The organism is Pseudomonas fluorescens, from assembly GCF_000968015.1.
Taxonomy (GTDB): Bacteria; Pseudomonadota; Gammaproteobacteria; order Pseudomonadales; family Pseudomonadaceae; genus Aquipseudomonas; species Aquipseudomonas fluorescens_W.
On sequence record NZ_LACH01000001.1, the window covers coordinates 92,869 to 104,829 of the forward strand.

General features: G+C 58.2%; 13 protein-coding genes and 1 tRNA gene. 12 read left to right on the top strand and 2 right to left on the bottom strand.

Features of this window, described 5'->3' with window-relative positions:
* Positions 1-26: 26 nt before the first annotated feature.
* The 4 genes from VD17_RS00415 to VD17_RS00430 all read left to right on the top strand — a co-directional run bounded on the left by VD17_RS00415 (position 27) and on the right by VD17_RS00430 (position 3,755).
* Positions 27-2,243, top strand: coding sequence for an AsmA family protein (locus VD17_RS00415; RefSeq protein ID WP_046052191.1), 2,217 nt, complete (start codon positions 27-29; stop codon positions 2,241-2,243).
* Positions 2,240-3,307: an A/G-specific adenine glycosylase gene (gene mutY, locus VD17_RS00420; RefSeq protein WP_046052192.1), complete on the top strand. Its 1,068-nt coding sequence runs from the start codon at positions 2,240-2,242 to the stop codon at positions 3,305-3,307. Before VD17_RS00415 ends, mutY begins: the two co-directional genes overlap by 4 nt.
* Complete coding sequence (locus VD17_RS00425; RefSeq protein ID WP_008149405.1) at positions 3,304-3,576, top strand: oxidative damage protection protein; 273 nt, start codon at positions 3,304-3,306, stop codon at positions 3,574-3,576. The genes mutY and VD17_RS00425 overlap by 4 nt, the downstream gene beginning before the upstream one ends.
* Before the next feature lie 103 nt (positions 3,577-3,679).
* Positions 3,680-3,755, top strand: a tRNA-Phe gene (locus VD17_RS00430).
* Between the two features lie 78 nt (positions 3,756-3,833).
* Here the strand turns inward: VD17_RS00430 and VD17_RS00435 are convergent.
* The gene (locus tag VD17_RS00435; protein ID WP_046052193.1) at positions 3,834-4,283 is read right to left on the bottom strand and encodes a hypothetical protein; all 450 of its coding nucleotides are present in this window, start codon (positions 4,281-4,283) and stop codon (positions 3,834-3,836) included.
* A 261-nt stretch (positions 4,284-4,544) separates the two neighbouring features.
* On the opposite strand from VD17_RS00435, the gene VD17_RS00440 reads away from it, so the two are divergent.
* The 6 genes from VD17_RS00440 to vapC all read left to right on the top strand — a co-directional run bounded on the left by VD17_RS00440 (position 4,545) and on the right by vapC (position 8,384).
* Positions 4,545-5,603, top strand: coding sequence for a PDDEXK nuclease domain-containing protein (locus tag VD17_RS00440; RefSeq protein WP_046052194.1), 1,059 nt, complete (start codon positions 4,545-4,547; stop codon positions 5,601-5,603).
* A gap of 69 nt (positions 5,604-5,672) precedes the next feature.
* Positions 5,673-6,647, top strand: coding sequence for an alpha/beta hydrolase family protein (locus VD17_RS00445; RefSeq protein ID WP_046052195.1), 975 nt, complete (start codon positions 5,673-5,675; stop codon positions 6,645-6,647).
* A 37-nt stretch (positions 6,648-6,684) separates the two neighbouring features.
* Complete coding sequence (locus tag VD17_RS00450; protein ID WP_033058308.1) at positions 6,685-7,101, top strand: hypothetical protein; 417 nt, start codon at positions 6,685-6,687, stop codon at positions 7,099-7,101.
* 6 nt (positions 7,102-7,107) lie between these two features.
* Positions 7,108-7,560 (top strand): hypothetical protein, encoded by a 453-nt coding sequence (locus tag VD17_RS00455; RefSeq protein ID WP_033058309.1) that lies wholly within the window; start codon positions 7,108-7,110, stop codon positions 7,558-7,560.
* Positions 7,561-7,746: 186 nt separating this feature from the next.
* Entirely contained in the window at positions 7,747-7,977 is a 231-nt protein-coding gene (gene vapB, locus VD17_RS00460; protein ID WP_046052196.1) for a type II toxin-antitoxin system VapB family antitoxin, read from the top strand.
* Positions 7,977-8,384: a type II toxin-antitoxin system tRNA(fMet)-specific endonuclease VapC gene (vapC, locus tag VD17_RS00465; RefSeq protein ID WP_046052197.1), complete on the top strand. Its 408-nt coding sequence runs from the start codon at positions 7,977-7,979 to the stop codon at positions 8,382-8,384. Before vapB ends, vapC begins: the two co-directional genes overlap by 1 nt.
* Before the next feature lie 76 nt (positions 8,385-8,460).
* Here the strand turns inward: vapC and gabP are convergent, their stop codons facing one another.
* Entirely contained in the window at positions 8,461-9,852 is a 1,392-nt protein-coding gene (gene gabP, locus VD17_RS00470) for a GABA permease (protein WP_046052198.1), read from the bottom strand.
* 563 nt (positions 9,853-10,415) lie between these two features.
* On the opposite strand from gabP, the gene VD17_RS00475 reads away from it, so the two are divergent.
* Both VD17_RS00475 and VD17_RS00480 read left to right on the top strand, forming a co-directional pair.
* On the top strand, positions 10,416-11,189 hold the full coding sequence (locus tag VD17_RS00475; RefSeq protein WP_046052199.1) for an ABC transporter ATP-binding protein: 774 nt from the start codon (positions 10,416-10,418) through the stop codon (positions 11,187-11,189).
* Positions 11,190-11,202: 13 nt separating this feature from the next.
* Positions 11,203-11,949 carry an ABC transporter substrate-binding protein gene (locus tag VD17_RS00480; RefSeq protein WP_046052200.1) on the top strand — a complete coding sequence of 249 codons (747 nt, stop codon included), beginning with the start codon at positions 11,203-11,205 and terminating at the stop codon, positions 11,947-11,949.
* The last annotated feature ends 12 nt before the right edge of the window (positions 11,950-11,961 follow it).

The following is an 11,961-nucleotide window of genomic DNA, read 5'->3' on the forward strand; positions in this document are numbered from 1 at the left end:
ATTCGACTAACTACAAGGACTCGCCCATGAAAGCGTTCGGCAAAATCCTGGGTCTGGTACTTCTCGGGCTGTTGCTGATCATTGTGGCGCTGGGCTTTGCCCTGACCCACCTCTTTGATCCCAACGACTACAAAGACGAGATTCGCCAGATAGCCCGCGACAAGGCCCACATCGAGCTGACGCTCAATGGCGATATCGGCTGGAGCCTGTTCCCGTGGCTGGGCCTGGAGTTGCACGAAGCCAGCGTCGCGACTCTGGCCAAGCCCACCGAGCCGTTCGCTGACTTGCAGATGCTTGGCTTGTCGGTCCGTGTCCTGCCGCTGCTGCGCCGTGAAGTGCAGATGAGCGATGTACGCGTCGAGGGCCTGAATCTGCGCCTGACCCGCGACAAGGACGGCCACGGCAATTGGGAAGACATCGGCAAGGTACCGGCGCCGGCCACCCCGCCCGCGACCACCGGCGAACCAGCGACCGAGACCACCGCCCAAGCGGAAAAACCGGCCCAGCCGATTCGCCTGGACATCGACAGCCTGACCGTGAACAACGCCCGCGTTGAATACAGCGACGAGAAAACCGGCAAGCAATTCAGCGCCGAAAGCATCCAGCTGAGTACCGGCCCGGTGCATGACTCCACGAACATCCCGGTCAAACTCACCGCGTTCCTGGGCACCAACCAGCCGGTCTTGCGTGTCCGTACCGAGCTCAACGGCGAGCTGCGTTTCGAGCGCGCACTGCAGCGCTACAAACTCGAAGACATGAAACTCTCTGGCGAAGTGGCTGGCGATCCGCTGCAAGGCAAAATCATGACCTTCGCCGCACAGGGCCAGTTGCTGCTGGATAAAGCCGCGAACGTCGCCGAATGGACTGGCATCAAGATCTCTGCCAACCAACTGCGCGCATTGGGCGAACTGAAAGTCAACGACCTCGACAAAACCCCGCAAATCAGCGGCGGGCTGTCGATCGCCCAGTTCGATCTGGCGAAATTCGTCGACAGCATCGGCCAGAAGCTTCCGGCGATGGCTGAAGGCAGCCTGAGCAAAGTCGAGTTGGTCAGCCGCCTGGCTGGCACGCCGACCAGCGTGGTGCTCGACAACATCAATCTGAAAGTCGACGACAGCACCTTCAGTGGCCGCATCGCCGTCGAGGACTTCGCCAAACAATCGCTGCGGGCGACCCTCAAGGCCGACACCTTCAACGTCGACCGTTACCTGCCGCCAAAATCTGCCGAAGCCAACAGCGCTACGCAGGTGCGTAAGGCCGAAGTGGCCAGCACCGAAGCCGATGCCCTGGCCGGTGCGGGCAGCACGCCGCTGCCGCAAGCACCGACCAAAGACGCGTGGAGCAATGAGCGCCTGCTGCCAGTGGAACGCCTGAGCAAACTCGACGTAGACGCTGACCTGACCTTCGGCCAACTGACCCTCGATAAATTGCCGATCCAGAACGCTGCGCTCAAAGCCACAGGCCAGGGCGGCCTGCTGACACTCGAAAGCCTTCGCGGCGACCTGTACGACGGCAACTTCGACGCCAAAGGGACGCTCGACGTGCGCCAGCAGGTGCCAGCGCTGAACATGCAGACGAGCATCATCAAAGTACCGGTGGAAAAAATCCTCGAGAGCCAGGGTAAAAATCCGCCGGTCAAAGGCCTGGTGACGGTCAACAGCAACCTGACCAGTAGCGGCAACAGCCAGAAAGCGCTGATCGAAACCCTCAACGGCAACGCCAGTTTCGTCATCAACAACGGCGTGCTGCTCAATGCCAACCTCGAACAACAGCTGTGCAAAGGCATCGCCACCCTGAACCGTAAATCCCTCAGCGGCGAACCACGGGGCAAGGACACACCGTTCCAGGAGCTCAAGGGCAACCTGACCTTCCGTAACGGCGTGGCCAGCAACCCGGACATGAAAGTGCGCATCCCGGGCATGACCGTCAACGGCGACGGCGATGTCGATCTTCGGGTGTTGGGCATGGACTACCGCGTAGGCGTTATCGTCGAAGGCGACAAGAGCGACATGCCGGACCCGGCCTGCCAGGTCGGTGAGAAATTCGTCGGCATCGAGTGGCCACTGCGCTGCCGTGGCCCGCTGGAACTGGGCGCCAAGGCTTGCCGCCTCGATAACGAACGCATGGGCCAGGTCGCGAGCAAACTGGCCGGCGAACGGATCAGCGAAAAAATCGACGAGAAGCTTGGCGACAAGGTCAGCCCTGAATTGAAAAACGCGTTGAAGGGGCTGTTCAAGCGATGAGAGCCGAGCAGTTTTCATCGGCGGTGCTGGACTGGTACGACCGCCACGGCCGCCACGACTTGCCTTGGCAACAAGGCATCACCCCATATCGGGTGTGGGTCTCGGAAATCATGTTGCAGCAGACCCAGGTCAGCACGGTGCTGAACTACTTCGACCGCTTCATGGCCTCGTTGCCGACGGTCGAAGCCCTGGCCGCTGCGCCGGAAGACGAAGTCCTGCACCTGTGGACTGGCCTGGGTTACTACACCCGTGCGCGCAATTTGCAGAAGACCGCGAAGATTGTGGTCGAGCAGTACGCTGGCGAGTTTCCCCGCGCTGTGGAAAAGCTGGTTGATCTGCCGGGTATCGGCCTGTCCACAGCCGGCGCCATCGCCAGCCTGAGCATGGGCCTGCGGGCGCCGATCCTCGACGGCAACGTCAAACGCGTGCTGGCGCGCTTTACCGCGCAAGAGGGTTACCCGGGCGAGCCTAAGGTCGCCAAACAGCTGTGGGCGAACGCTGAGCGCTTTACGCCGCATGATCGGGTCAACGCCTACACCCAGGCGATGATGGATCTGGGCGCGACGCTTTGCACCCGTAGCAAGCCGAGTTGCCTGCTCTGCCCGCTCGAAAAGGGCTGCGAAGCGCACATGCTCGGCCTGGAGACGCGCTACCCGATCCCCAAACCGCGTAAAGCCGTGCCACAGAAGCGCACGCTGATGCCGATGCTCGCCAACGGTGACGGCGCGATTCTGCTTTACCGTCGACCTTCCACGGGCTTGTGGGGCGGTTTATGGAGCCTGCCGGAACTCGATGACCTCGACGACCTGCAACATCTGGCTTCGCAGCACTCACTGGAGCTTGGCAGCCAACAGGCGCTGCCGAGCCTGGTACACACCTTCAGTCATTTTCAGTTGTCCATCGAACCCTGGCTGGTTCAGGTCCAGGAGGCCGGCCATCACGTGGCCGAGGCCGACTGGCTCTGGTATAACCTCGCCACCCCGCCGCGCCTGGGCCTTGCCGCCCCGGTCAAAACCTTGCTCGAACGCGCGGCCGCCGTATTGAACGCAGGAGAGTCGTCATGACCCGCACCATCATGTGCCGCAAGTACAAAGAAGAATTGCCCGCCCTGGAGCGCGCTCCATTTCCAGGCGCAAAAGGTCAGGACATTTTTGACCACGTCTCGGCCAAAGCCTGGGCAGACTGGCAAAAGCACCAGACTCTGCTGATCAACGAAAAACGCCTGAACATGATGAACGCCGAAGACCGCAAATATCTTCAGGGCGAGATGGACAAGTTCTTTTCCGGCGAGGAATACGCCAAGGCTGACGGCTACGTTCCGCCGGCTGAATAATCCCGCTTTTTCGAGGGTCGGAACGTAAGCGACGGTAATAATTAAAATTTTTTTGAAAACTTTCTTGACGACCCCCTGAAAAACCAGTTTAATGCGCCCCGTTGCCCAGATAGCTCAGTCGGTAGAGCAGGGGATTGAAAATCCCCGTGTCGGCGGTTCGATTCCGTCTCTGGGCACCAAATACCGAAAACCCTGAATCGCAAGATTCAGGGTTTTTTTATGCCTGCGATTTAGCTGATGACGTTTCGCAGTCGTCGCTAGTTCTCAGTCCCCCAGTGGAAGACCAGGTTACGAGCGGCGCCGCCGCCTACATCCGCCATATCACGCCGCACTTCACCTCTATGCGTGGCGACAACGGTGTACTTGCCGGGAGGCAGCTGAACGTAGACCAGCGGACCAGCCTCACTCAGCGTCAGCACGGGCTGCCCTTGGGCTTTCTGAATGATTACATCCACGTCGGGAATGTATTCGCTCGCAGGCCCGGTGGAGAAGGTCATGTGCAGGTTGTACCCAGTGGTTTGCTGGATGGCCTTTGACTCATCCTCGCCAACACCGCCGGACAAGTAAGCGATCCCGTTTTGCTCTTGCCTCTGGACTTGCACACCTGAGCTGTCGATGGGCTCCAGGCTGGCGGCCGGTGAAATGGCTGGAAACATCAACACGCCGACTGCGGCGATGGGCAACATGAGTGAATGGACGTACTTCATGATGGCGACTCCCGGGCTCCACAGAGCCCTACCGTTACTCCTTTTAGATTTCTCGCTGAATGCTCAAGTTTTAGATTGATTAGTACTTGGTTTCACTGCGAATCGGACTACACGTTGTATTCCTCAAGCGCGGATTGTCGTCGGCGTGATCCCGCAAAACCAGTCGGACTTTCCTTCCGGTTTACCAGCCGCGCCCTGCAGCGCTGACCAAGCTCCTCCTGCAATCCTCTTCTGCCTGTTCATCCAGCCGCGGAAGACTTCATGAGCGCACTCAAACCTGATAACACCCAAGACCCACAACTCGCCTCGCTACTGGGCAATCTTGGTGAACTGATCCGCCAGGCGCGGCAGAAGGTGCTACGTGCGGTCGATACCGTCCAAGTGCAAACCTGCTGGCAGATCGGGCGGCATATTGTGGAGTTCGAGCAGGAGGGGGCCCGACGGGCGGGTTATGGCAAGCAGTTGCTGGCATCGTTGGCAAAGGTGCTGACTGCGGAGTTCGGGAAAGGTTTTGATGAGACTAACTTGCGAAAAATGCGATTGTTTTATCAGACGTTTCCAATTCGAGACGCACTGCGTCCCGAATTGAGCTGGACCCACTACCGCAGACTGCTGCGAGTCGATAGTGACACGGCACGCAAATGGTATATGGACGAATCAGCCAACCAAAACTGGTCAAGCCGCGCCCTGGAACGCCAGATCAGCACGCTCTATTACGAGCGCCTGCTGATGAGTCGGGACAAGCTTACCGTCATGGAAGAAGCCGCTACTAACATCCATGCGATGAACGACAGCCCTCGAGAATTCATCCGGGATCCCGTGATGCTTGAATTTCTCGGCCTGCCCAATGCAGGAGTTGTTCTGGAAACCGAACTTGAACAAGCACTCATCGAGCAACTTCAAGGCTTCCTGCTTGAGCTGGGCAAAGGTTTCGCTTTCGTCGCCCGCCAACAACGCATCAGTACCGAGGGTAGAGACTTCTACATCGATCTGGTGTTCTACAACTACCTTCTCAAATGCTTCGTCATCTTCGATCTCAAGCGAGGCGAATTAACTCACCAGGATGTCGGGCAGATGGACATGTATGTACGTATGTATGACGACCTCAAGCGCAACGACGAGGACGGGCCGACCGTCGGCATCATCCTTTGCGCGCAAAAAAACGAGTCAGTGGTGCGTTACTCGATGTTGCAGGGCAACGAACAACTGTTCGCCAGCAAGTACAAGCTGGTGCTGCCAAGCGAGGAGGAGCTTCGTACGGAACTGGATCGGGAGCGGGCGGCAATTGAAGAGAGACTGCTCGACCAGTTACCCGAATAAACACCGACGGATTGTTCATACGCTGCGCGAAGACTATCGTTGGCAGCTACCCGCAAAGGTCCGACGCCGATGAATTTGCAGGACATGCCCTCACTGGCACCCACTCAAACCGAGTTGCCACCGCGAATATCTACGGCGGGCGAACCGTTCAAGGAACCCGCCGCCGACGGTTTCATCCTTGGCGGCTTCACCTGGCGGCATGCGCATCAAGACTCGACCCGTCCTGTGGTGATCATCAACGCCGCCACCTCAGTCCGCTGTCGCCACTACTCGCGCTTCGCCGATTACCTGTACGCCAACGGCTTCGACGTGATCACTTACGACTACCGTGGCATCGGCGAATCGCGACCCGCGTCGCTGAAAGGGCTTCGGGCTTCATGGTCAGATTGGGGCGCGCTGGACTTTGAGGCGATGCTCAAGCGCGCTCAGCGTGAATTTCCCGGACAACCCATCGATGTTGTCGGTCACAGCTTTGGAGGCTGTGCAGCGGGCCTGGGAGCTTCCGGGCATATGATTCGACGCCTGGTGACCGTCGGTGCGCAATTCGCTTACTGGCGCGATTACGCGCCCGCCCATCGCTGGCGGATGTTCGGCAAGTGGCATCTACTGATGCCGTTGATGACATTGCTTTGCGGTTACTTCCCAGGCAAACGTCTCGGCTGGCTAGAGGACACCCCCGCCGGCGTGGTTCGCGACTGGAGCATGCCCACCGCGCACTACGAGAAACGCCCCAGCGGTCGCGTCCTTCACGCAAAATCCGGGCGACTGCCCTTCTCATCCGTCACCGCACAAAACCTGGCCATCAGCATCAGCGACGATCCTTACGGCACGATTCCGGCCATCGAACGGCTGCTGGGTTACTTCACCAACAGCACGAACGCCCACTTGCGAATCGCCCCCGAAGACATCGGCGAACAAGAAGTCGGACATTTCGCCTTTTTTCGTAGCCCATACCAAGCCACACTATGGCCCATTGCATTGTCCTGGTTGCAGACCGGCAAGCTGGCCCCCGACACACCCGGGCGGCTAGTGCCACGCAACTGACTGATGCGCCCATTCAACGGAATACGGAACGACGCCCATGGCCTCAGCCAACAAGCAGAACAAACGCGCCACACGCGCCAAAGCCAAGGCCAAGCAGAACCGCACCCAACGGGCTGCCGCGCCGGTCGAGCTGGACCCGAACGATGATCGCATCGACTTCGAATCGGTGGACCTGACTGAACTGTTCAAAGAAATGATCGACGCGCAAAAGATCAGCCAACAAGCGATGTGCGCAGCGTTTCTTGAACACCCGCTGCTCGCGCTGGTGCTGGAACAGGAAGGTGAAGAAACAGCGACGGACTTCATCCTCGCGGCACTGATCGAGTATCGCCAGTGGTCCGCCGAAGTGGACGAAGCGGCCGCCTTGGCGTGGATCGAATCCCCAGCCTTCCAGGCTGACTACGTGGCGGCGTCCGACGCCATCGCGACCCAAACACAACCGAAAGCAAACTGAGTCCCCATGGCATCCCTGAACAAGCAACAGAAACGCGCCAAACGCGCCAAGATCAAAGCCAAGCAAATCAATATCCACGGCCGCAAACCCGCCGCGCTGGACGATGACCTGGGCGAAATCGGCGAGCCGATCCCGGAATACACCCTGGCGATGTTCAGCAAAATGCGCGACGCAGAAGCCACCAGCCGCAACGACATGCTGCTGACCCTGCTGTCGAACCTCGCCGGCATCATCAGCGACCACCCAGAACTGCTGGACATGGAAAACGCCGACAACGAAGCCATGGCTGCCACTCACCTGGCCGCCGACATGCTGATCGATTACCGCATGTGGGCCGACGGCATGGACCGCGACACCGCCCAGGCCTGGCTGACGGATCCGCAATTCATCACTGACTTCGGCACGGCGCTCGACAGCTATCGCGAGTCGCTGGATGCACTGGAAGAAAAGGCTGAGTAAACACTCGCCTCAGAAACAAAAACGGCCGCTTGTCATCACTGACAGCGGCCGTTTTTATTTGAGAAGCCAATACCCAAAACGATCTGACATGACCCCTCGTCAGCGGCCACGTATATCCCATTGACATATCCCTTAAGAAATCTATTCTTTGGACTCACAGCACCCACAAAAACGCAGGAGGCCAAAATGGAACAGACCACCCTTTTCATGAGTAATCGAAGCCAGGCTGTCCGCCTCCCCAAAGCTGTGGCGATGCCAAGCGATGTGAAACGAGTCAACGTAGTTGCCATCGGCAGAGCTCGCATCATCACCCCCGCAGACGAAACATGGGACAGCTGGTTCGACGGGGATAGCGTGAGTGCAGATTTCATGACCGAGCGTGGACAACCCGCCGATCAGGAGCGTGAGTCGTTCTGATGATCAAATACATGCTCGATACCAACATCTGCATCTTCACCATCAAAAACAAACCGCAAATCGTACGAGAAGCTTTCAACCGCCATAACGGGCAGCTATGCATCAGTGCTGTCACGCTGATGGAGTTGATCTACGGCGCCGAAAAATCCGCCGCACCAGAAAAGAACCTCGCAGTAATCGAAGGTTTTGTGGCACGCCTTGAGGTCTTGCCTTTCGACAATGAAGCGGCCGCGCACACCGGAATGATTCGATCCGAGTTGGCCAAGGCCGGAACGCCTATCGGGCCCTACGACCACATGATTGCCGGCCACGCGCGTTCACGTGGATTCATAGTGGTAACCAACAACCTACGAGAATTTGAACGGGTTCCAGGGCTACGCGTAGAAGACTGGGTTCACCCCGATTGATCCAGTACAACTGACAGAAACAAAAACGGCCGCTTGTCATCACTGACAGCGGCCGTTTTGCGTTATGCGGTGCAAATCAGTTCAGCACCACCGCACCCATCTTCTGCAACTTGCGACGACGAGCCACAAACAAACCGGCAGCCACCACCAGCAAACTCAGCAGACCGGTCGCGAGGATCTCCACGCGATGCGCTTCCTGGAACAGCATGATGGTCAGGGCCGCAATGATGAATATGATCACCGCGTAGGTCAGGACCGGGAACAGCCACATGCTGAAAGCGATTTTCTCGCCACGCGCCATACGCTGCTTGCGCATACGCAGTTGTGAAATCGCGATCACCAGGTACACCAGCAGCGCGATAGCGCCGGAGCTGGCCAGCAGGAATTCGAACACGGCGGCCGGCGCCACGTAGTTGGCGAAAACCGCGATGAACGCAGCACCGGTGGACAACATGACAGCCCAGTACGGCGTGCCGCTCTTGTTGGTGCGCTGGGAAACGGCCGGTGCATCACCGCGCTTGCCCAAGGAGAACATCATGCGCGATGCAGTGTAGAGCGCCGAGTTCAGGCAGCTGGTCACAGCAACCAATACCACGATGTCGACGATCAGCTTGGCATTCGGGATGCCCATGCGCTCAAGCACAGTCTGGTAAGAACCAACGCTGGCGAGGATCGGGTCGTTCCATGGCACCAGGGCAACAACGATGAAAATCGATACGAGGTAGAACAAGCCGATCCGCCAGATCACCGAATTGGTGGCCTTGGAGATTTGCTGGCCTGGGTTCTTCGATTCCGCGGCCGCGATGGTCACGATCTCGGTGCCCATGAAGGAAAACATGGTGGTCAGGATCGCGCCCAACACTGCGCCCATGCCGTTTGGCAGGAAGCCTTGGGTGTCGAACAGATGCGAAACGCCGCTGACCTGGCTGTTCGGCAGAAAGCCGAAGATCGCCAGAACGCCGAGGCCGATGAAACCGATGATCGCCACGACTTTGACCAGGGCGAACCAGAATTCGAATTCACCGTAGTTCTTCACACTGAACAGGTTTGTCACCGTCAGCAGCAAAGTGATGATCAACGTGAAGGCCCAGATCGCCACATTCGGGAACCAGGCGTGCAGGATGGTCGCGGCGGCGTTGGCTTCCAGCGGAATCACCAACACCCAGAACCACCAGTAGAGCCAGCCGATGGTGAAACCAGCCCAGTGACCGATCGCGCGATCGGCATACGTCGAAAAGGAGCCTGTGTCAGGCGAAGCGACGGCCATCTCGCCGAGCATGCGCATCACCAGCACCACCAGCATACCGGCGGCGGCGTAGGCCAACAGCACGGCCGGGCCTGCGGCGGCGATGGCGTGGCCGGAGCCGACGAACAAGCCGGCGCCGATTACCCCGGCAATCGACAGCATGGTCACATGACGCGGTTTGAGCCCCTGTTCGAGGCCATTGGAGCTTGGGGTACTGCTCATTGAAACTACCTTTGTAAGGAAAAGCGAATGCGTGCATCCCGCCTGAATTTCTTTCTCGTAAAAAGAAACCAACGGGGCGTTCTGGATTCTGTACGCAATAATTGCGCCAAAATGTTTCAAAACCGTCTACCACGGCGATCTCATCCAGACCGGACAGTCATCGCAACCCATTGAAATTAATGGCACTTTGCCAGAACGTTACCCTGCGACTCACTTTGAGAACGAATTCGCGCACCGGAAACACACCCGGAAAATGCCCGACGCACAATAAAAGTGCAGATCTGGAACGTTTGGCCGGTTAGCGCTTCCAACCCCCCGCCAAAGCTGGCAACATCGCGCCCTTTTTTGGGACCGCCCCCGCTTTTTTTATCAACAGGCAGGGTTCAAACGGCTGTTCGGTTGATAGCAGCGCGACAGTCTGCTGTACCGATGCGACAACCTGCCACAGACCACCCGTTTACCGCCCGTAGCGCTGTTGGCTGCCATTCAGACGCTATGCTAGCTTGGCCGCCTCGCCAGGAAGGCCGCCAACAGCAGGAGCGAAATACTTATGAGGAACGCACATGGCTGAGGCCACGCCCGCGCTTGAAATCCGCAACTTGCACAAACGCTACGGACAGCTTGAGGTGCTCAAAGGCATCTCGCTGATCGCCCGCGACGGCGACGTGATCTCGATCCTGGGTTCTTCCGGTTCCGGCAAGTCCACCTTCCTTCGTTGCATCAACCTGTTGGAAAACCCGCACCAGGGCCAGATCCTGGTGGCCGGCGAAGAACTCAAGCTCAAAGCCGCCAAGAACGGCGAACTGGTCGCTGCCGACGGCAAGCAGATCAATCGTCTGCGCAGCGAGATCGGTTTTGTATTTCAAAACTTTAATCTCTGGCCGCACATGAGCGTGCTCGACAACATCATCGAAGCGCCGCGCCGCGTGCTCGGTCAGAGCAAAGCGGAAGCCACCGAAGTCGCCGAAGCCTTGCTGGCCAAGGTCGGCATTGCTGACAAGCGCCACGCCTACCCGGCGCAACTCTCCGGCGGTCAGCAACAACGCGCGGCCATTGCCCGCACGCTGGCCATGCAGCCCAAGGTGATCCTGTTCGACGAACCCACCTCCGCCCTTGACCCGGAAATGGTCCAGGAAGTACTTAATGTCATCCGCGCATTGGCCGAAGAAGGCCGCACCATGCTGCTGGTCACCCATGAAATGGGCTTCGCCCGTCAGGTGTCCAGCGAGGTGGTGTTCCTCCACCAGGGCCTGGTAGAAGAGCAAGGATCGCCACAGCAGGTGTTCGAAAACCCGCTTTCGGCGCGCTGCAAACAATTCATGTCCAGCAACCGCTAACGGAGCTACCCGCATGCAGAACTACAAAAAAATCTTCCTGGCTGCTGCCGTCACCCTGGCCTTCAGCGCCGGTGCTGCCGCCGAGACCTTGAAGATGGGCATCGAAGCGGCCTACCCGCCGTTCAACAACAAAGATGCCAGTGGCAATGTCGTCGGCTTCGACAAAGAAATCGGCGACGCCCTGTGCGCCAAGATGAAAGTCGAATGCACCGTGGTCACGTCTGACTGGGACGGCATCATTCCGGCCCTGAACGCCAAGAAATTCGATTTCCTGATCTCCTCGATGTCGATCACCGACGAGCGCAAGCAAGCGGTGGACTTCACCGACCCGTACTACTCCAACAAGCTGCAATTCATCGCACCGAAAAACGTCGATTTCAAAACCGACAAGGACTCCCTGCAAGGCAAAGTGATCGGTGCACAACGTGCGACCCTCGCTGGCACCTGGCTGGAAGACAACATGGAAGGCGTTGAAGTCAAACTCTACGACACCCAGGAAAACGCTTACCTGGATCTGACCTCCGGTCGTCTGGACGGCATCCTGGCGGACAAGTACGTCAACTACGAGTGGCTGAAAAGCGACGCCGGCCGTTCTTACGAGTTCAAAGGCGACCCGGTGGAAGAAAGCGACAAGATCGGTATCGCTGTACGTAAAGGCGATGAGATTCGTACGAAGCTGAACACCGCACTGAAAGAAATCGTCGCTGATGGCACCTACAAAAAGATCAACGACAAGTACTTCCCGTTCAGCATCTATTGATTCTGACCTGCC